This window comes from Nakamurella lactea DSM 19367 (assembly GCF_000426645.1).
Lineage (GTDB): Bacteria > Actinomycetota > Actinomycetes > Mycobacteriales > Nakamurellaceae > Nakamurella > Nakamurella lactea.
Genome location: NZ_AUFT01000022.1, coordinates 62939 through 85328 on the forward strand (window position 1 = coordinate 62939; position 22390 = coordinate 85328).

The following is a 22390-nucleotide window of genomic DNA, read 5'->3' on the forward strand; positions in this document are numbered from 1 at the left end:
CCGTTGTCGACTGTCGTCTCCGCGGCTACTCGCGCGAGAGTGCCGCCAGGGCCTCGGTTTCCAGGTCGAGGTACGCATCCTCGCTGACGTCGACCGCAACGCCGAGGATCTTCCCGCCGGTGAAGGTGAACGGCGCCCGATACGACCGGCTCACCTGGTCGCCACTGTCGAAGCCGACGCACAGTCCGTCGCCGCACAGGGTGAACTTCCCGGTTTGGGTGCGCATCGGGCCCGTGTCGACCACCTTGTCGTCCACGTACAGCTTCGTAGTGCCATGCGACTCGTGGTACTCACCGGCCCGTTCCCGGGTGAACTCCATGCCGAGGGCATGCGGCCCGGGCGTCAGCTCCTCGGACACGAAGACCTGCTCGGGCTTGATGCCGAGGAAGTTGTACACGTAGTGCAGCTTGCGGTCCTGAATGAACAGCGCGTGCCCGCCGAACCGCGAGCCGTGCGCGAAGATCACGCCCTCGGCGTCCTCGCTGATGTCGACATCCGCGATCATCTTGTAGGAGCGGCCGCGCACGCTGACGGCGACGCCCTCGGGGACCGCGCCGCTGTCCGGATAGTAGATGTACCGGGTCCGTGCCGGTTCCGGCTGTGGGCGCTCGACGGTCAACTGCTCCAAGGCACTCCGGTCGTCCAGCGGCAGCACCTGGTTGGCCTCTGCCTCCTCGAACCACGCGGCCACCAGTTCCTTGACCTTGTCCGGATGCTCGGCCGCCAGATCCTTGGCCTCCGCCCGGTCGTCCTCGACGTGGTAGAGCTCCCACCTGTCCTCGTCGAAGCGGCCGTGGCCGGTCAGCGGGGCATGGATGGCCGCCACCTTCCACCCGTCCTGCCAGAGCCCGCGGGTGCCGAGCATGCAGTAGTACTGCCGCTTCTTGGTGGTCGGGGCATCCGGCGCGGCGTCGAAGCTGTAGCGCATCGACACCCCGTTCAGTGGCTTCTGCTCGACACCCCGGTATACGGAGGGCATCTCGAGGCCGGCGACATCCAGGATGGTCGCCACGATGTCGGTGGCGTGGTGGTACTGGTGCCGGATCTCGCCCTTGGCCTTGATGCCTGCCGGCCAGTGGATGATCATCGGATCGCAGGTGCCGCCGGAGAACTGCGAGTAGCGCTTGAACATCTGGAACGGGGTGGAGAACGCCACCGCCCAGCCGGTCGGGTAGTGGTTGTAGGTCTCCGCCGTACCCAACGTGTCCAGGTACTGCAGGTTCTCCGCCAGCTCGTCCGGGTATCCGTTGAAGAACTTGTTCTCGTTGACCGACCCACTCGTCGACCCCTCGCCTGAGGCCCCGTTGTCGGCGCAGTAGAAGATCAGTGTGTTGTCCAGCTGGCCGGTCTCTTCCAGGTAGTCGACGACGCGACCGATCTGATCGTCGGTGTACTCGGAGAAGCCGGCGAATACCTCCGCCATCCGGGAGAACAGCTTCTTCTCGTCATCGGAGCATTCGTCCCACGGCTTGACGTAGTCGGCCGGGTTCGCCTGATCCTCGGGCAGTGGATTGAGCGGCGTGAGCGGCGTGCCCTCCGGCAGGACGCCACGATCGATCATCCGCTGCAGCACCCACTCCCGGTACGCCTCGTAACCGTCGTCGAACATGCCCTTGTACTTGGCCGCGTATTCCTCGGGCGAGTGGTGCGGGGCATGGTTCGCTCCCGGGCAGAACCACATGTACCACGGCTTGGACGGGTTGCCCGACTTCTGGTCGCGGATCATCCGGATCGCCTGATCGGCCAGATCCTTCGACAGGTGGTAGCCGTCCTCCGGCAGGTAGGGCTGGTCGATGTAGTGGTTGTCTTCGGCCAGATCGGGATACCAGTTGTTGGTCTCACCGCCGAGGAATCCGTAGAACCGGTCGAATCCCATCGCCATTGGCCAACTCGACCGGCTCCCGCCGGCAGAGTTGTCCTCCTCCGGCACGTTGTGATCCTTGCCGAGCCAGAATGTCGAGTATCCGTTGTCCTGCAGGATCTGCCCGATGGTGGCGCATTCCTCCGGAATTCGGCCGGACGCGCCGGGAAACCCGTTGGTGCCCTCCATGATGCACGCAACGTTGTTCACGTGGTGGTTGCGGCCGGTGAGGAACACCGACCGAGTCGGTGAGCACAGGGCCGTGGTGTGCCACTGGGTGTACGTCAGCCCGTTGGCCGCCAGCCTGTCCAGGGTAGGCATGTTGATCCGGCCGCCGTACGGCGACCACGAGGCCATCCCGGTGTCGTCGTACAGAATGACCAGGATGTTCGGTGAGCCCTCCTTGGCCCGGGTCACCTCGAACGGACCCCAGTCTGCGACCGAGTCCCGGACGTCCAGCTTGATCGTCCCCTTGAATTCCTTTGCCACCGCACTCATCCTCTCGTCGACATCCGTCCGAAGATTGCGGAACCGGTCCCAGGCCACAGCTTCCGGTCGGTACCGGGGTCCGCATTCGGACATCATCGCCCGCGGCGATCAGGCAGGTCCTCATCCCCGACGGGTGAGTGTGCGCGGCAGACGACGGCCGGTCGCCGGGCTCACACCGCGGGCGGACTCGTCAACGGCGGTTCAGGTCGCTGCGAGGTGACCGTGCCTTCAACGGTGCGATGCCGCAGGAACTCGCCCACCGAGGCCACCACCGCCGACTTGGTGCGGGTGTACGTCAGCGGTTCGTGCCAGAAGCGGACCAACGCGGTGAGGCGGCCGGGCTCCACCGTCACCACCACCGCCGACGGCGCCGGATCGGCCACCACACCGTCCGTCGCCGCGGTCGCTGCCTCGAGTTCGGCGAGCAGATGCTGCAGCGGCTCGGCACCTTTGAGCTGCAGCCGCACTTCCACCTGGGACCGGCGGTGCCCGTGTCGGGAATTGTTCACCAACGGCTCCCGCAGAATTTCCGCATTCGGCAGGTGGATCGTTTGGCCGTCGCTGGTGGTGATCACCACCGAGCGACCGTTCAGTTCCGTCACCGTCCCGGTGTATCCCTGCGACTCGATCTCCTCCCCGACCGTGACCGGCTTGCGGGTCTGCAGCACGATTCCGGCACCGAAATTGTCGGCGACCCCACGCACCGCAAGCACTGCCAGGACGGCGATGACGATCACCACCACCAGCAGTGGCTGAAGCTCCGCCCCGAGGAAGGTCAGGGCGACACCGATGCCCAACAGCATCACCAAGTACTTGACGATCCGGACGATGAGCAGCCGCACATTGTCGGTGAGACCCGACACCCGGGCCACCGCAGCCCGGGTGGCCTTCTGCACGATGCGGAACGCCACCCAGGTGACGATCAGCGTCACGATCGCCAGGGCTACGTCCCAGCCGCTGACTTCACTGGGCGAGATCACGTCATCGATGTTCACCATGTGCATCCCTTTCATGTGGTCCCGGTCAGCGTCACGCGCGTCCACCGGGAGAGCCTCATCTCGACCGAGTGATCCTTGCGACCGACTGTCACCCGCCGCGGGTGATGCCGCGCACGCAGCGCAGCCTCAGGGTAGATCGACGGATGTTGAGATGCGGTGAGGTCGCTGTGCGGCCGACTGACGGGAGGCAACGCAATGGGCGGGGTGATCGGCGATCTGCTTCCGATGGCGATCGGGGTCGCCATCTCCCCGGTTCCGATCATCGCGGTGATCCTGATGTTGCTCTCGCAGCGGCCCGGCGCCACCAGTATCGCCTTCGGTATCGGCTGGGTTCTCGGAATCGTCGTGGCCGCAACGGTGTTCCTGCTGCTCTCCGGGGTTGCCGACCTGGGCTCCGACACCGGGCCGTCCACCACGGCATCCTGGATCAAGATCGTTCTTGGCGCACTGTTGCTGGTACTTGCTGGCGGTCAATGGCGCAAGCGCCCTCGACCCGGCGCCGAACCGCAGCTGCCGAAATGGATGTCGGCCATAACCGAGTTCTCCGCGGTGAAGGCGGGTGGACTCGGCTTCCTTTTGGCCGCGGTCAATCCGAAGAATCTACTCATGGCCGTGGGTGCGGGCACCATCATCGGATCCGCGAACCTGTCCGGCGGCAAGGACGTGATCGCGGTGGTGGTCTTCACCGTGCTCGCGGCGAGCTCCGTACTGGTCCCGGTGATCGGTTTCGCGGTGGCCAGCACCAAGGTACGTCCGTGGCTGGACGACCTGCGGGTGTGGCTCGAGGCCAACAACGCTGCGGTGATGACGGTGCTGTTGCTCGTGTTGGGCGTGGTGATGGTGGGCAAGGGCATCGGTGGCCTCGGATGAACCGGCCGAAGGTGCGGTCCCGGTGAGTGAGCACGGTGGCGGCGGTCGACCGGGACGGCTCGCCGGATTCTGGCCGCGGCCCAAGGATCTCGGTCGCGACCTCGGCGCCGGGCTGACGGTCGGCCTGGTCAGCGTCGCCGAGGGCATGGCCTACGCGCTGGTCGCCGGCGTCGATCCGATCTACGGCCTGTACGCCGGCTCGATCACCGTCATCGTCGGGTCGCTGTTCGCGTCCACCACGCTGCTGATGGTGACGGCAACCAACGCCCTGGCGCTGGTGACGGCCGACAAGGTCGGCGCCCTCGGCGGGGACGTCGACCCGGCGACGGGAATGTTCACCCTGACCCTGCTGGTCGGCGTGGTGATGACGATCCTCGGTGTCCTGAGACTCGGTTCGCTGATCCGGTTCGTCTCCAAGGAGGTCTCGACCGGCCTGGTCGCCGCGGTGGCACTCCTGATCCTGCTCGGCCAATACAAGGACCTGGTCGGTTACAGCAGCGAGATCGACGGCAACAAGGTCCGCAAGGCAATTGACATCACCGCGCACATCGGCAGTTGGAACTGGCCGACCGTCGGCGTCGGCGTCGGCTGCATCGTGGTGCTGGTGCTGATCAAGCAGACGTCGCTACGGTCCTACGCCGACATCGTGGCCCTCGTCGCGGGAACCGCGGTGGTGGCGCTGTTCCACCTCGACAGCATCGAGACGGTCAAGCAGATCGCCACCATCCCCACCGGTCTCAGCTCCATCCCCACCCCGCACCTGCCGGACCTCTCACTCGTTCCCGCGTTGATCCCGGCCGCCATCGCCGCCGCGATCGTCGGGCTGTCGGAGGCCGCGACGGTGGGCTCCGCCTACCCGAACCCGGACGGATCGCCGTCGGATACCAGCAGGGACTTCCTGGCTCAGGGGTTGGCCAATGTCACTGGTGGGATCTTCCGCACCATGGTGGTCGGCGGCTCGCTGTCCCGGACCGGGGTCAACGTCTCTGCCGGTGCTCGCAGCCGGTGGTCGGGTGTCTACGCCGGCGTGCTGCTGATCATCCTGATCGCGGTTGCCGGAAAGCTCGCCGAACTGATCCCGCTGTGCACGCTGGCCGCAATCCTCATCGTCATCGGCTTCGAGACGCTGATCAAGGAGATCCGGCATTTGATCGAGGCTCGCTTCGTGTCCTGGCCCCACCTGGTTGCGGCCGCGATCACGATCGTGGTCGGGGTGTTCTCAGAGATCACCACAGCCATCTTCACCGGCGTCGCGCTATCGCTGATCCTTTTCACCCTGACCATGTCCGATCGAGCGAAAGTTGTTGCCTGGCAGCAGGTGCCGCCAGATCGATGGCGACAGGTCGAGCCGCCGAAATCCCTGGAGCCGGGAAGTACCACCGTACTGGCGGTCAGCGGATCCGCGTACTTCGCGTCGGTGTACCGCGCGAGCCACGCGCTGCCGGAGTTCCACGACGCCCCAGGTGCAGCGGTGATCCTGCAGATCCGTGGCCGGCGACTGTACTCGCTGACCGGAGTCGACTATCTCGCCGATCTGATCAAGGATCTCCGGAAATCCGGACACCTGGTGGTACTGGCCGATGCCGAGCCCGACCAGCGCTCGCTGTTCTCCAAGACCGGCATCCTGACGGAGGTCGGCGAGCAGAACGTCGTGTGGCGCAAGGACATCATCGGTGAGGCGGCGACCGAAGCGGTAGCAATCGCGGATCGCTGGCATGCCGCCCAGGGACCCGGATCGGTGTGAGCCATGGGATCACTGCTGATGCAACTCCTCCCGGTTGCGCTGGGCATCATGATCAGCCCGCTGGCGATCGTCGCCGCCATCGCGGTGCTGGGGTCCAGCCGTGCCAGGGCCAATAGTGTTGCGTACCTGATCGGCTGGATTCTGGGCATCGCCGTCGGCGTCGGCGTCAGCATGTGGGTCTTCCATCTACTCCAGGTGAATGCGCGGCGGGATCCCCCCGTCTGGCTCACCGTCGTTCATTTCGTTCTTGCCGTGATACTCATCCTCGGCGCCGTCGTGGTGCTGCGCCGGCAGAAGCCGGTCGTGCAGAAGATGGCCGCGGCCGACACCCCCCGTGAGGTGGTGGCCGCGGCGCCCTCGTTGCCAGGCTGGCTGCATGCGGTCGACGAGTTCACCCCGGCTCGTACCGGTCTCACCGGCTTCGGCCTGTTCGTGCTGAATCCGGTGGACCTCTCCTGCGCCGTTGCTGCCGGCCTGACGCTGGTACTCGGCGACGTCTCACTCGCCGCCCAGATCACCGTCGCCATCGTGTTCGTACTGGTCTCGTCGTTGTCGATCCTGGTCCCGGTCAGCTATCTGGTGGTCCGTGGGCAGACAGCACAGCCGATCCTGCGCAAGGCCCGGGACTGGGTGGCGGGCAACACCGGCATCATGAATGCGCTGCTGTTGCTGGTGATCGGTGCGCTCCAGCTCTCCAAGGGGATCCAGGGCCTGTGACCGTTGCTCACCAGGGCATCGGACGCGATGACCTCACCGGTCCAGCGACACCATCATCCGTTTCGGGTGACCACCTCGACCCGCCGGGCTTCTAGCGTGACGAGTGTCGCACCTGGCCGGTCGTCAGCGAACGGAGAAGCAGATGGCCAAGAAGTTCAGCGGGACGATCAACCTCGACGTCAGGGATTCGGTCTCGGACTGGGACGCCTTTCTGCCGGAGAAGGCACCGGCCGGCGCTCCCAATGTCCTCGTCGTGCTCTACGACGACACCGGCACAGCGGCATGGTCGCCGTACGGCGGCCGGATCAACATGCCGACGATGGATCGCCTAGCCCAAGGCGGACTGACCTACTCGCAGTGGCACACGACCGCGCTGTGCTCGCCGACCCGGTCGACCTTCCTCACCGGCCGCAACCACCATCTGAACGGCTTCGCGTCGATCAGCGAGTCGTCGACCGGATTCCCTGGCTACAACTCGCACATCCCCCCGGATATCGTCCCGATGGCTCACCTGTTGCGCGACGCCGGTTGGTCCACCTACTGGGTCGGCAAGAATCACAACGTTCCGATCGACGCCTGGACCGCCGGCGCGGCGAAAACGGAATGGCCGCTGGCCATGGGCTACGACCGCTTCTACGGGTTCATCGGCGGCGAGACCAATCAGTGGTACCCGTCGCTGGCCGAGGACAACCACTACATCGATCAGCCCTACCTTCCGGAAGACGGCTACCACCTGTCCAAGGACCTCGCCGACCAGGCGATGCGGATGATCCGCGACAGCAAGCAGACCGAGCCCGAGAAGCCCTGGTACATGTGGTTCTGCCCCGGAGCGAACCACGCACCGCATCACGCGCCGCAGGAGTACATCGAGAAGTACAAGGGCGCGTTCGACGACGGCTACGAGGCCTACCGCGACTGGGTGCTGCCGCGGATGATCGAGCGCGGCATCCTGCCGGAGGGCACCGAACTCACCGAAATGAACCCGATGCCGGAGGGCACCTACACCCCCACCGACTACGTGCGGCCGTGGGCCGAACTGAACGATGAGGAGAAGAGGATGTTCTCCCGGATGGCCGAGGTGTATGCCGGCTTCTCCGAATACACCGATGCCCAGGTCGGCCGGATCGTCGACTACCTGGAGGAATCCGGCCAGCTGGAGAACACCATCATCATGTACTGCGCGGACAACGGCGCCTCCGGCGAGGGCAGCCCGAACGGCTCGGTCAACGAGGGCAAGATCTTCGGCGGCTACCCGGACGACGAGGCCGAGAACCTGCGTATGGTCGACAAACTCGGCAGCCCGGACACCTACAGCCACTACCCGACCGGCTGGGCGATGGCGTTCTCCGCCCCGTACCGGATGTTCAAGCGCTACACCTACCAGGGTGGCGTGTGCGATCCGTTGGTGATCCACTGGCCGGCCGGGATCAAGGCCAAAGGGGAAATCCGCAGCCAGTACCACCACTCCACCGACATCGTGCCGACGATCCTCGAGGCATGCGGCGTCGACTTCCCCGACACCTACAACGGCGTCGAGCAGACCCCGCTCTCCGGCGTGTCGATGGTGTACTCGTTCGACGCGCCGGTCGACGGCCCGACCGCGAAAACTACTCAGTACTACGAGATGTTCGGCAGCCGTGGCATCTGGCACGAGGGCTGGAAGGCGGTCACGGTGCACGGCCCGGTCTCCGGCATGAGCAACTTCGACAACGACCAGTGGCAGCTGTTCCACACCGATGTGGATCGCTCCGAGGCACATGATGTCGCCGAGCAGAATCCGGACAAGGTCGAAGAGCTCAAAGCACTCTGGATGGAGGAGGCGAAGGCGAACAACGTTCTCCCGCTGAACGATCTTCAGATCATCGGCAATCCGGAGGACTACGAGACGTTCATCAAGATGGAGTTCCACGTGCCGGTGCCGCCGAGCGGTCAGTACACGTACTACCCGGGGACGACCGAGATCCCGGAACGGTCCGCGGCGAACGTGCACGGGGTGTCGTACAAGGTCCTCGCCGAGGTCGATCTGACGCCCGACAGCCAGGGCGTGATCTTCGCGCACGGCTCGAGGTTCGGCGGCCACAGCCTCTTCATCAAGGACGGGCAGGTGACCTACGCCTACAACTTCCTCGGCATCCCGCCCGAGAACCACATCACGGCTCCGGCACCGACCGGCGGCAAGCACATCATCGGTGTCGAGTTCACCAAGGAGCGGATGGGCGAGTACCGGGAGGGCGTCGGACCGCTGAAGCTCTTCATCGACGAACAGCAGGTCGGCGAGCAGGAGATCCGCACCGTCCTCGGTCACTTCTCGCTCTGCGGCGAGGGTCTGTGCATCGGCTACGACAGTGCCGATCCCGTTTCCAGCGAGTACGAATCAGGGTTCGCCTTCACCGGCGGCGAGATTGTCAAGGTGGTGTTCGACATCGCCGACGACGCCTACATCGACGTGGAAGGGCATCTGGCCGCGGCGATGTCCCGCGATTGAATCGCGGGCCGACCTGCGACTGATCTGCAAGCGACGCACATCGATCCGCAGCACCGAGAGGACCACAGATCATGGCCGACGTCCAGCGTTCCATCCTGCCGATCCCCGATCTCGCCTATACCGGAACGGTGACGTATGACGCGTCCGACCCGGACACGCACTATCCACCGATCCAGCGACTGCTGCCGCCGGACGGTGCCCCAAATGTGCTCGTCATCCTGGTCGATGACGTCGGGTTCGGCGCGTCGAGCGCGTTCGGCGGGCCGATCCAGACGCCGAACTTCGAGCGGGTGGCCGCGCAGGGTCTGAAGTACACCCGGTTCCACACCACGGCGCTGTGCTCGCCGACCCGTGCGGCACTGTTGTCCGGTCGCAATCACCACACGGTGGGAATGGGCGGCATCACCGAGATCGCCACGTCGGCACCCGGTTACAACTCGTTGCGGCCGAACAATTGTGCGCCGCTGGCCGAGACACTGAAGCTCAACGGGTACAACACCGCCCAGTTCGGCAAGTGTCATGAGGTGCCGGTGTGGGAGGCCAGCGCCGTCGGCCCGTTCGACCACTGGCCGCACCCCGGTGGCGGTTTCGAGTACTTCTACGGCTTCATCGGCGGCGAGACGAACCAGTGGTACCCGGCGATCTACGAGAACACCTCACCGGTCGAGGCGTGGGGAACGCCCGAGCAGGGGTACCACTTCATGGCCGATATGACCGACAAGGCGATCGACTGGACCCGGCAGCAGAAATCGCTGGCCCCGGACAAGCCGTTCTTCACCTACTTCGCCCCGGGCGCAACCCATGCGCCGCACCACGTTCCGACGGAGTGGGCCGACCAGTACGCCGGTCAGTTCGACCAGGGCTGGGACCGCCTCCGCGAGGAAACGTTCGCGCGGCAAAAGGAGGCCGGCGTCATCCCCGCCGACGCCGCACTCACCGAACGCAGCGCCGGGATCCCGGCCTGGGACGAGATGAGCGACGCACTCAAGCCGGCGCTGGCCCGCCAGATGGAGGTGTACGCCGGGTTCCTGGCCTACACCGACCACCACGTCGGGCGGCTGCTCGATGCGCTGGAGGAACTCGGGGTACTCGACGACACGCTCGTCTATGTGATCATCGGCGACAACGGTGCCAGCGCCGAGGGTTCGATGCACGGGACGACCAACGAGGGCTTCACCATCAACCACATGAACGACATCGAGGACGAGGCCTACGTCATCGCCCACAAGGACGATCTCGGCACGCCCAAGTCGTACAACCACTACGCCATCGGCTGGGCACACGCCATGGACACCCCTTACCAGTGGACCAAGCAGGTGGCCAGCCACTGGGGCGGCACCCGCAACGGCACCATCGTGAGCTGGCCCAACGGGATCGCCGCCCGCGGCGAGATCCGGCACCAGTTCGCGCACGTCATCGACGTTGCCCCGACCGTGCTGCAGGCCGCGGGCATCCCCGAGCCGTCGACGGTGAACGGCGTCACCCAGCGTCCCTACGAGGGGGTGCCGATGAACTACTCGTTCGACGACGGGGACGCGGCCGAACAGCACGAGACGCAGTACTTCGAGATGCTCGGCAATCGGGCGATCTACCACAAGGGCTGGACCGCGGTGGCCAAGCACAAGGACCCGTGGCTGGCCTCCAGTCACGGCCTGGACGAGGACGTCTGGGAGCTCTACAACGTCGAGCGGGACTGGACGCAATCCAACGACCTGTCCGCCGAAGAGCCGCAGCGACTCGCCCATCTCCAGCAGCTGTTCCTGATCCAGGCCGCGCGGTTCAACGTACTGCCGCTGGACATTCGCTCGGCCGAACGACTGAATCCGGAACTTGCCGGCCGTCCCGAACTGGTCACCGGAACCAGCCAGACCTTCTACCCGGGCATGCGTCGGCTGTCGGAGAACACCTCGATCAACATCAAGAACAAGTCGTACACCGTGACGGCGAAGGTGACCGTTCCCGAGTCGGGCGCCGGCGGCGTGCTCATCGCGCAGGGCGGGGCCTACGGCGGCTGGTCGGTCTACCTGGTCGACGGGAAGCTGGCCTACGCGTACAACCTGCTGGGTATCCGGACCGACATCGTCCGGTCGAACGGCCCGGTCCCGGCCGGCGATCAGGAGGTGCGGGTGCATTTCGCCTACGACGGCGGTGGTCTCGGCAAGGGCGGGACCGTCTCGCTGTTCGCCGGCGATGCCGCGATCGGCGAGGGCAGGGTCGAGCGCACGCTGCCGTTCCAGTTCACCTTCGACGAGACCGTTGATGTGGGCATGGATCTGGCATCCCCGGTGTCCAGCGACTACCAGGCGACCGGCAACGCGTTCACCGGCACGATCGGCCTGGTCCGCATCGATCTCGGCGACGACGATCACTCGCACCTGATCGAACCGGAGCACCTGATGAGCGTCGCCATGCTCAAGCAATAACCATGGACAACCACGTCACATCCTGCGGGCGGACCAGCGGTCGGCGGGATCGTCGAGCAAGCCCCCCGCCCGGAGCGGCTGGATGAATGCACCTGTTCCGGCCGCGCCGTCGACCCACCGGTGGCTGTTGCCAACCCTGTCGGGATATCAACGCGGCTGGCTGACCGGCGACGTGATTGCCGGGCTGTCCGCCGGCGCCGTTGTGGTGCCACAGGCGATGGCCTACGCGACCATCGCAAACATGCCGGTCCAGATCGGGTTGTACACCTGCATGGTGCCGATGATCGTGTACGCGATGCTCGGCGGATCCCGGGCGATGAGCGTCTCCACCACCTCGACCATTGCGACGCTCAGCGCGACCACGTTGGTCTCGGCCGGTGTCGCGGCCGGGGCCGAGGACGCCGTCGGGTCCTTGATGGCGCTCACCCTGCTGGTCGGCGTCATCCTGTTGCTGGGCCGGCTGTTGCGACTCGGTTCGATCGTCGAGGTGATCAACAAGTCCACCATCATCGGCGTCCAGGTCGGCGTCGGCGGCACGGTGGCGGTCGGCCAGCTGCCCAAACTGCTCGGCGAGACGAGTGACCCCACCGGAAAGGGTTTCATCCGGTCGATCGCCGCGGTCGTCGAGGCCATCCCAGAGGGCAATCTGGCGACCATCTGCCTGTCGGTCGGGTCGGTCGCTGTGCTGTTCGGCGTCAAGGCCTACCTGCCGAAGGTGCCGGGACCGTTGGTGGTGGTGGTCGCCGGCATCCTGCTGGTGGCGTTCACCTCGCTGACCGATCACGGCGTGCAGAAGATCGCGCCGATTCCTTTTGGTTTCCCGGTTCCGAAGCTGCCCGATTTCACCCACCTCGCCGGCCTGGTGCCGGGTGCGCTGGCGATCGCGGTGATGGCGTTCCTGGAGTCGGCCGCGGTCGCCCGCGGCATCCGCAAGCCCGGCGAGACGCAGATCGACAGCAATCAGGAGCTGTTCGCCACCGCCGCCGCGAACGTGGCCGGCTCGTTCTTCCAGACCATGCCGGCCGCCGGTGGGTTCTCGCAGAGCGCGGTGAACCAGGGGGCGGGTGCCCGATCGCAGGTCTCATCGCTGGTGACGGTGGCACTCGCGGTGATCGTGGCGCTGTTCCTGGCGCCCGTGCTGAGTCTGCTGCCGCAGGCGACGCTCGCCTCGATGGTTTTCGTTGCCGTCGTCGGGTTGATCGACGTGCGCGCATTGGCCCGCCTCAAGCGGATCAGCGCGCGCGACTTCTGGACCGCGCTGGTCACGGCCGCGGTCGGCCTGACCGCCGGGTTGCTGGCCGCCGTCGCCGCAGGTGTGCTGATCACCTTCGGCCTGGTGCTGCACGAGCTGAACCGGGTGCGGGTGACGATGGGACCGCGGACCGCGGAGGCTCTGACGGTTGTCGTCGGCGGGGCCCTCTACACGGCGAACGTGCAGGAATCCGAGCGGGCGATCATTGCGCAGGTCGAGCAGAACCAGCCGCTGAAAGCAGTGGTCCTGGAGGTGAGCCAGGTGCGGCAGTTGTCCGTCACCGTGCTCGACGCCTTGGAAGACCTGGACCGCGAGCTGACCGCACTGGGCGTTCAGCTGCGGCTGGCGTCCGTAGCGCCGGAGGCGGTGGCGATGGCGTCGCGCACCGGCTGGTATCAGGGGCTGGTCGAGAACAACCGGGTCTTCGACACCACGGAAGCTGCGCTGGCCGGAACCCCGCCGTCGGACCGGGATCAGAACTCCGAGTCGCGCTCGTAGACCGTCAGAGCCCAGATCACCGCGATGTCCAGCACGATGATCAGAATCGACCAGACGGGGTAGTACGGCAGGAACATGAAGTTCGCGATGGCCGACAGGACCGCCAGGACGATGCCCACCACTCGCGCCCACGTCTGACCGGCCAGCAGCGCGAACCCGGTGATGATGCCGATAATGCCGATGATCAGGTGGATCCAGCCCCAGCCGGTCACGTTCAGGCTGTAGGTGTTGTTCTGCACGACCACGAAGAAGTCGCCGTGGATCAGCGCTGCCAGGCCCTGGAGCAACTGGAATCCGCCGGCCATCAGCAGGAAGAAGCCGGCCATCGCGGTCAGCCCGACCGACCAGCCTCGCTTGGCCGGGCTCAGGTTCGTACTCATCACGGTCCTCCAAGTGGGCTAGATGCCAGGTGGCACTGTTATCCGCTGACGCGAACGATAGGTCTGAAAAGTGCCGTCCAGGTCACCCACCTCGGGTGATCGTCCACCCTGCGGCGTCACTGCTGCGGTCCTATGATCACCCGCAGTGGGTGACCCCGAACGCCGACGGCGGGCCCTAGCGTCACACGGACATGTCGCTCCGCTCGCCGCTTCGGGCCACGAGAGAGAGCACCGTTCACCCGGGAGGACGCAGCTGAACCACTCGAGCGGACAGGTGGAAGCAAACGGCCCTTGGGAAGGATGCAGCGAGTGGACGAGGCAGAACCGGGCCGACTGGCCGGCGGTTTCTCGGTCACCGCTGCCGGACCATCGCGCGGCGACCCGAACGGCGGCGACCCGAACGGCGGCGACCCGAACGACAAGGAACCGAACGACAAGGAACCGAACGACAAGGAACCGAAGGACTGGCGGGAGCTGGTCACCGTCGTGCTCCTGTCGGTGACCGCCGTGCTCACCGCGTGGACCGGTTTCCAGGCCAGCAAGTGGGGCGGGGCGATGTCGATCTCCTTCTCCCAGGCGTCCAGCGCCCGGATCGAGGCGTCCCGATACGACGCCGCGGCAGATCGCGCACTGACCATCCAGGTGCAGCTTTTCACCCAGTGGCTGCAGGCTTATCAGAGCGGCGACAAGGCACTGAGCGATTTCCTGAGCGATCGCTTTCCCGAACCGCTGCACACCGCGTTCCCGGTCTGGCTGGCGTCGCAGCCGTTGAAGAACCCGGACGCCGCGGCCACCCCGTTCGACCTGGCCGAATTCGCCATCCCGGAGGTAGCCGCGGCGAAGGAAGCCGATGCGCGGGCGGACAGTAAGTTCCTCACCGCCTTGGTCGACAACCAACGCGGCGACAACTACACGGTCCTCACCATCGGTTTCGCCGCCGTGCTGTTCTTCGCGGCGATGTCCGGACGGCTCAAACACCCTGGGGCGCAGTGGGTCCTGCTCGGGCTGGGGGTAGCCGGCTTCGTGGTGTGCGCCGCCCTGCTGCTCACCTTTCCCAAACTCGTCTGATCGGTCGGTCGACCGGATCAGATGCTGACCAGGCATCGAACGTGGAGGAGTTCGACATGATCGAGGCGGATGACGTGCCCGCAGCGCAGCCGGGTCGCCCAGTGCGCCGGATGGTGCAGCGGCGACGGGCCCGCCGCGCGCTGCGCAGCTGGCTCAGCCTCGCCATGGCCACCGTCATCGGGCTGTCGTTGGCGATGCTGGCCGCGCCCGCTGCCTCGGCTGCGCCGACCGCATCGATGTCCATCCAGAAGAGCGCCGATGCCACGGACGTCGAACCCGGCCAGACGTTCAACTACACCATCCAGTTCCAGTGCACGGCCGGCACCGTCAACGGGTGCGTCAACGCGGTGCTGGTCGACCCGCTGCCGGACTACATCAGCCTCAACGGCACGCCGACCATCGCCGGACCGACGAGCAATCCGACGATCGACAACGGGCCGCCGGTGACGGTGACGTTCAACGACGACCTCGGCAACGGTGATATCGGTTTGGCACCAGGCAATGTCATCGTGCTGACCATCCCGGTGGTGGTCGACGAGGACATCCCTGTGTCGGAGAGCGGCCAGCCGCTGGAGAACACGGCCACCATCACAGCCGACAACGCCGATCAGAAGGCCGACAGCGCAACGGTGACCCCGACGATCCCGTCGACGTTCGCAGCCAAGACCACCAAAGAGATCACCCCGACCGGCGCCCCCGCCGTGCCCGGCACCCCACTGAGCGTTGCGCTCACCGGCCAGAACAATTCCAACGTGCCGGTCGACACGATGGTGATCCAGGACCCGGTCGACCCGACCGCGACACCCAGCCCGTTCCAGTATCTCGGCGTCACCGGGCTGGGCGAGGTCACCATGCCCGAGGGCGCGGAGACGGTGCAGGTCTCCGCCTACGTCAACGGCCAATGGGTCGACGGGCCAGTCGGCCCGCCGGCGGCATTGCCGCCGAATCCACCGACGGACCCGGCCGACATCACCGGGCTGCGCTGGACCTTCACCAGCACCGACGACAACGGCATCGTGCCGGGCGCCACCGCCGACGTCGGTATCGACCTCGAGCAGCGGGAGAACGTCACCGAGCTCACCGATCCGATCACCATCGCCAACGATGCCAACACCACCGTCACCCAGGGCACGGACTCCGCAACCTCCGATCCCGCAAGCGACACGTACCGGATCCCGCCGACCGCGCTCGACCTGGCCGCCGGCAAGTCCTTCGACCCGGACACCGTGCACGCCGGCGATTCCAGCGTGGTCACCGTCACCGGCACCAACAATTCCGAGGTGCCGCTGGAGTCGATGACGATCACCGAGCCGAAAGCCGGTACCACCAACCCGTTCGCCGACGGCGGGCTGACCTTCGACGGCATCGGCAGCGACGCCGAGGGCGCCGACGTGGTGTGGCCCGACGGCGCCACCGGCGCACATGTCACCTACACCGGACCCGGATGCCCTGGGACCGAACAGGACGCGACCGCGCCGAACACCCTGCCGGGGCCGCCGGCCGGGTGCACCCCGACCGGGTTCACCGCGACCTTCGACGGACCGATCAATCCGGGTGCCCAGGCCACCATTCCGTTCCAGGTGACCACGGCGTCCGACCAGGCGGTGCAGTCGGTGACCCGGGACAACACGGTCGACGTGACCGGCACCGCGAACGGCGTCGACGCCCAGGCCGACGCCACCGACTCGATCACCTCACTCGGCGACCGGCTGTTCGTCGACACCAGCAAGAAGATCACTCCCGCGGCCGTCCCTTCGCAACCCGGCGAGATCGTCACGGCCCAACTCGGCGCCAGGATCCGGCCGTTTCCGGCGTCGACCGTTGACGCGACGACGATCATCGTGCAGGACCCGGCCAGCATCCCCGACCCCAACCAGTGGTACGACTCCTTCGACCCGCAAGCCGTGACTGCCACACCCGTACCCGGGTGTTCGACCCTGACGGTGCAGTACACGGAGGACGGCACCACCTGGACGGACATCCCGGGGATGGTCGACATTCCGCCGGGCATCTTCAACGGCGTCATTCCGGAAGACATCTCCGCGGCAGCCATCGGCATCCGGTTCGTCTACACCGCTGACCCGGCCGGTGGCAACTGCTCGGGCGGCTTCCCGCCCGGCACCGCGGTGCAGCCCAACCTGTCGTACGCCCTCGAGGACGACGCGGGCGGCACCGACGGCATCATGACCAACTGCGTTCAATCGTCGGCGTCGGTCGGCGACGTCGACGGCACCTCCCTGCAACGGTGTGCCAGCGTCACGCTCACGCCGCCTGACCTCGGCAACGTCGACCCGATCGACAAGGCCTGGGACCAGGACCTGGTCAACGCCCGGTCAGAGGCCGTTGTCGGAGCCACCCTGTCCTGGTCGACCAACGGCTTCACCGGCGTGCAGCGCGCCGAGATCAACGACACCCAGGATCCGGACACCACGGCGCTGCCCGACTCGGTGTTCGACACCTGGGACCTGGTGCGCATCGACCCGATCACCCCGGAACTCGATCCGCTGCTCACCTACGACCAGATCACCAAGGTCGAGCTGTATCAGCTGCCGGCCGGCAGCACCGACCCGGCAGCGGGCAGCTGGGTCGAGCCGGCGAACGACCCGTGTCCAGACGCCTGCGACGGAACCTTCCCCGGCTACACCCTCTCGAGCGACCAGCGTGCCGTCACCATCGGCTTCCGGTTGTCCTACATCGAGAGCCCGACCCGCAGCGAACGACTCGGCACCCCGACCGCCCCGTCGATCGGCTCCGGCGTCGCCTCCTCGCAGGGCAACAACCGGCACATCCACCCGGTCTTCCAATTGCGGGACGAGCTCCGCAGCAACGAGGACGTTCCGGTGACCGCCGACCGGGTCTACAACACGGACAACTCGGGCGAGATCAACAACACGGTCAGAGCGACCGCGTACCCGGAAGTGAACAGCACCACCCCCAGCCTGACCGCGACCGACGCCGACGTCATCAACCTGCTGCACGTCCCGGTCACCGTCGACGCCAGCAAGACGTGGACCGGCGGGCCACTGGGCATCCCGGAAGCCGGCGTCCCGCAGGACCAGTATCCGACCGCCAGGGTCACACTGACCGGCTCCAACACCACACCGGCGAAGATCGACCAGCTGACCATCGCGGACGCGACCAGGGGCACCGACCCCTTCGACGCCTTCAACCTGGTGGGCTTCACCACGATCACCCCGGCCGCCGACATCGGCGCCGACAACGTGACGATCACGCTGACCCCGGGCCCGGGCGGCCAGAGCGACTACACCAGGGACGAAGCGCTGGCGCTGACCGAGGCGCAGCTGGTCGACGTCACGCACATCGAGGTCACCTACACCGGCCGGATCACTGCCGCGACGGCTGACACGGTGCCGACCGCCACGGTCGCGTTCGACACCAGACTCCGCACCGCATCCCGGTCCACCGGCACCCCGCCGGCCGACGGGCAGACCGTCACCAACACCACCTCGGTGACGGCATCCGATCTGGTCGGCTACCCGGGCGTCACGCCGGAGAGCGTCACCGCCGACCGGACCGCCGACATCGACCTGGTCGCCCAGGGCATCGACGTCGAGGCCGGAAAGTCCTTCGACCCGGCCACCCTGACCGAACCGTCCCATGGCCCCTCGACTGTGACGTTGTCCGGGCAGCCCTCCGGTCCGTCCCGCACGGTCAAGATGGTTCTCACCGACGACGCCGAAACCTTCTGGAACGCCTACGATCTGGTCTCGCTCAACCCGATCTCGTTCGTCAACCCGATCGATCGGGTGCAGGTAGATGCGTGGACCGGCGGCAGCTGGTCCGTCGTCAACGGCCAACCGGTGCTGACCGGTGGGTCGTGGCAACTCGGCACCGTTGGCACCACCGCAGAGCTGCCCGCCGGGGTGACCGCCGACCAGGTTCAACGTCTGCGGTACACCTTCACCAAGGCCGACGGCAGTAACTGGGAGAACCCCGCGAACCCGAAGCAGCTGGCCACTTTTGTCGTCCAGCGCCGCGACATCCTGCACACCGGCGGACCGGTGCTGCCGGATCTGGCAGCGAACCCGCCGGCCCCCGGCGAGACCGCCCCCGGGGTGACCACCAACGTCGTCACCGCCGACGTCACCAGCTCCGACGTCGATGCGGCGGGCGATCCGCTGACCGCCAGCGACGACGCCCCGGCGACGATCACCTACCACCACGCCAACAACTCGGTCGCGGTGACCAAGGCGCCGGACGGCGACACGGTGCCGCCGGGCAGCCCGTTCACCTACACGTTGACCGTCACCAACAACGGGGACATCGACATCACCAACCCGGTGATCACCGATCGGCTGCCCACCGACGCGCAGGGAGCGCAGGTGCAGCTCGCCGACGATCCGAACTTCACCTACGCGATCGCCGGCGGCACCGGAATGCCCACCGACCCGGCGGACGTCACCGTGACCCAGACCCCGGCAGATTCGCCGACCGAGCTGGCCTTCACCTTCCCGGACGGCAGCACGCTGCCGGTCGGTGCGACCTACACCATCACCTTTCGGATGCAGACCCGGCCCGGCCTGCCGGCCGATACCGAGTTCACCAATGAGTTCGGGGTGACCGGCGACCGGCCCTGGGACGCCTGCGACGGGACGCTGGACCCGGACACCGGTGAGTGCACCACGACCGCCACCAACACGGTGATCTCGGCCGGTGCGGTCAGCGTGCACAAGGCCGTCAAGGCGCAGGGATCGGACCAGCTCGGCGTCCTGGTCGACCCCGGAGTGACCGGCGATCCGACCTGCCAGGCCGACGCGGACGGCTTTTACCTGCGGCCCTGTGTGCCGGTCGCCGAACCCGGCGGCGATGTCACCTGGCGACTGGACTTCCAGAACACCGGTAACCGGCCGCTGGACCGCATCCTTGGCATCGACCGGCTGCCCGCCCCAGGCGACGCGGTCGCCACCTCGCCGGCCCTGCCTCGCGGCAGTCAGTGGCGGCCGTTGCTGTCCGGCGATCGGCCCACCGTCACCACCCCCGGCGCCGGCCAGCTCAACGTGTACTACACCACCGCGCCGGCAGCCGACTGGTGCGACGGACCCACGGCCGCCGACGGGGCACTGCTGTGCCCGGCGCTGAACTGGCAGGAGTGGCCGGCCGGGGCGACGCTGCCGGTGGATGCGGATACCGTTACCGGCCTGCAGTTCGAGATCCTGCCGGAGACCACGCTGGCGCCGGCCGCAACGGTCGACGTCGAGGTCGACATGGTCGCGCCGCCGTTCTCACCGGCCGACGCGCCGAACACGGACGCGGCGGCCGACATCGACACGATGGCGTTCAACTCGGTGGGCACCTCCGCTCGCTGGGTCACCGGCGACACCACCGGCTACACCCTGACCACCGAGCCGCCGCGGGTCGGCGTCGCACTGGCCAACGGCCCGCTGCGGGTGGTCAAACACGTCGACGGTGACGGGGCGGCGTTCGCCCCGGACACCTTCGCGGTGACCCTGTCCTGCACGTCCGCCGGCCAAGTGGTCCCGCTGCCCGATGACGTCAAGAATCTGACGTTGACCGCCGACGAACCGGTCACCGTCTACGACCTGCCCTACCACGCCACCTGCAGGCTGACCGATGGGGACAACGGCCAGACCAGCTCGACTCCGCCCGCCCAGACCGAGGCGACGGTGCAACAGGAGATCACCGACGTCGAGACCGCGACACTCACCAACACCTACGACCTGGCATCACTGTCGATCACCAAGGCAGTGGACTCGGCGGCGGTGGACCAGGACGGGAACCCGATCCATTACGGCCCGTTCGGCGTCGAGGTCGACTGCACCTTCCTGGGCGATCCGGTCTACGCCGAGGGCTACGGGCCGGACGATCCGATGACCGCCGAGCTCGAGGACGGCGACACGGTGACCTTCTCCGGCCTGCCGGCGGGTGCCGCATGCACGATCACCGAACCGGACGACAAGGGTGCGGTGACCACCACGATCGTCACCACCGTCGGTGACGACGACCCGGTGTCCACCGACGGCACGACAGCCCCGCCGATCGAGCTGGCGCCGGATGCCGACGGCGCGACCACCAACACCGCCGTCGTCACGAACACGTACCACGCCGGGCCGATCCACCTCATCAAGGACGTCACCGGCGACGCGGCCGACAGCTACGGCGCCGGGCCCTTCACCGTGCACATGACCTGTGTGCTGCGGGATCCGACCGGCGTCCGGACGGACTGGGACGACGACATCGTGCTCGGCGGAGACCAGCCGCTGGAGAAGACGGTCACCGACATCGCCGCCGGATCGCTGTGCACCATCACCGAGCCGGATGACGCCGGTGCCAGCGTGGTGACCATCTCGCCGAACCGGCCGGTGCTGATCCGGGGAGCCGGTTCGCCGACAACGGCCACCGTCACGGTCACCAACTCGTTCGACCCGGCCCAGCTGTCGATCGACAAGGTGGTGACCGGCGAGGCCGCCGATTACGCCGCCGACGAGTTCGACGTCGAGGTGACCTGCTCCGCGGACGGGGCGGTGCTGCCCGGCTTCCCGACCACGGTGACCGTGGTGCCGGGGACCCCGACGGTGGTCGACACGCTCGCCGGCGCCACCTGTTCTGCGACCGAGACGGCGACCGGCCAGGCGACCGAGATCACCTACGACCCTGCGCCTTCCGGCGATTCCGACGGCTCCGGCGACGTCCCGATCAGCGGTGACGGCCCGAACACCGTCACCATCACCAACGAGTACCGCTCCGGCGGCCTGCAGATCGTCAAACAGCTCGACGGACCGGGGGCCGCCCTGCCGGCCGGCCCGTTCACCTTCACCGTCTCCTGCGCCTTCGACGGTGACGACGCGGCGTTCACCGACACCGTCCAGCTGAAGCGGACCGCCGACGAGCTCACCCTGCATTCCGATCCGATCACCGGTCTTCCGGTCGGCGCGGTGTGCACGGTCACCGAGTCCGACTCCGGCGGCGCGGACAGCACCCCGCCGCCGGTGGTGGTCACCATCCCGGACGCGGATGCCGCTGGCGCCGCCCAGGTCGTGGTGGCGGGCTTCGTCAACCCGTTCTCCGCCACCAAATTGCAGGTGACCAAGGTGCTGGCCGGCGATGCCGCCGCGGCGCACACCGATGACGTCTTCACCGTCGTCGTCACCTGCGAGCTCGAAGTCGCCGGCGACACCGCCGAGGTGTTCTCCGGTCCCGTGAAGGTCAAGGGCGGGCAGACGGTCCCGGTGACCACCGCGTCCGGCGATGATCTGCTGATCCTGGCCGGCACCAGGTGTTACGGTGCCGAGCCGGACACCGGTGGAGCGGATTCCGCTGTGCTGGACCATGATTCGCCCGCCACCGCGGTGATCGCCGGAGTCGATCCAGCGGGTGGCGACGTCCCGGTCCTCACCATCACCGCGACGAACACCTTCGACACCCCGCCCACCACCCCGCCGACGACGCCGCCGACCGTCCCGCCCACGACGCCGCCGACCACCCCACCGTCGAGCGCATTGCCGAACACCGGCGTGCCGGCCGGGAACATGTTGGCGATCGGCCTGGCGCTACTGGCCGCCGGGCTGGTGCTGGTACTCGGCTCCCGCAGGCGCCGGCGCGGTTGAGTCCGGCGCGGCTGAGTGG

The 22390-nt window shown here is 67.1% G+C and carries 11 protein-coding genes; 8 read left to right on the forward strand and 3 right to left on the reverse strand.

Annotated elements, in window-relative coordinates; translation table 11 throughout:
- Window positions 1-25: 25 nt before the first annotated feature.
- Both K340_RS0119690 and K340_RS0119695 read right to left on the reverse strand, forming a co-directional pair.
- The gene (locus K340_RS0119690) at window positions 26-2359 is read right to left on the reverse strand and encodes an arylsulfatase (protein ID WP_037365842.1); all 2334 of its coding nucleotides are present in this window, start codon (window positions 2357-2359) and stop codon (window positions 26-28) included.
- A 161-nt stretch (window positions 2360-2520) separates the two neighbouring features.
- Window positions 2521-3348, reverse strand: coding sequence for a mechanosensitive ion channel family protein (locus K340_RS0119695; RefSeq protein WP_161632145.1), 828 nt, complete (start codon window positions 3346-3348; stop codon window positions 2521-2523).
- A gap of 195 nt (window positions 3349-3543) precedes the next feature.
- Here K340_RS0119695 and K340_RS0119700 point away from each other — a divergent pair, with 195 nt between their 5' ends.
- From K340_RS0119700 to K340_RS31710, 6 genes are all read left to right on the forward strand, one after another.
- Window positions 3544-4218, forward strand: coding sequence for a GAP family protein (locus tag K340_RS0119700; protein WP_029137968.1), 675 nt, complete (start codon window positions 3544-3546; stop codon window positions 4216-4218).
- A gap of 22 nt (window positions 4219-4240) precedes the next feature.
- Complete coding sequence (locus tag K340_RS31705) at window positions 4241-5962, forward strand: SulP family inorganic anion transporter (RefSeq protein WP_161632146.1); 1722 nt, start codon at window positions 4241-4243, stop codon at window positions 5960-5962.
- Between the two features lie 3 nt (window positions 5963-5965).
- Complete coding sequence (locus tag K340_RS0119710) at window positions 5966-6679, forward strand: GAP family protein (protein ID WP_029137969.1); 714 nt, start codon at window positions 5966-5968, stop codon at window positions 6677-6679.
- 142 nt (window positions 6680-6821) lie between these two features.
- A complete protein-coding gene (locus K340_RS0119715; RefSeq protein WP_029137970.1) occupies window positions 6822-9164 on the forward strand; it encodes an arylsulfatase in 2343 nt (780 codons plus the stop codon).
- A 71-nt stretch (window positions 9165-9235) separates the two neighbouring features.
- On the forward strand, window positions 9236-11587 hold the full coding sequence (locus K340_RS0119720) for an arylsulfatase (protein WP_029137971.1): 2352 nt from the start codon (window positions 9236-9238) through the stop codon (window positions 11585-11587).
- 82 nt (window positions 11588-11669) lie between these two features.
- Window positions 11670-13337: a SulP family inorganic anion transporter gene (locus tag K340_RS31710; protein WP_051266948.1), complete on the forward strand. Its 1668-nt coding sequence runs from the start codon at window positions 11670-11672 to the stop codon at window positions 13335-13337.
- Here K340_RS31710 and K340_RS0119730 read toward each other — a convergent pair.
- On the reverse strand, window positions 13313-13717 hold the full coding sequence (locus K340_RS0119730; protein ID WP_037365816.1) for a DUF7144 family membrane protein: 405 nt from the start codon (window positions 13715-13717) through the stop codon (window positions 13313-13315). The two genes, K340_RS31710 and K340_RS0119730, sit on opposite strands and share 25 nt — an antisense overlap.
- Window positions 13718-14026: 309 nt before the next feature.
- Between K340_RS0119730 and K340_RS31715 the strand changes: the two genes are divergently transcribed.
- Both K340_RS31715 and K340_RS0119740 read left to right on the forward strand, forming a co-directional pair.
- Window positions 14027-14785, forward strand: coding sequence for a hypothetical protein (locus K340_RS31715; protein WP_051266950.1), 759 nt, complete (start codon window positions 14027-14029; stop codon window positions 14783-14785).
- 56 nt (window positions 14786-14841) lie between these two features.
- Window positions 14842-22371: a DUF5979 domain-containing protein gene (locus K340_RS0119740; protein WP_154674368.1), complete on the forward strand. Its 7530-nt coding sequence runs from the start codon at window positions 14842-14844 to the stop codon at window positions 22369-22371.
- Window positions 22372-22390: the final 19 nt, after the last annotated feature.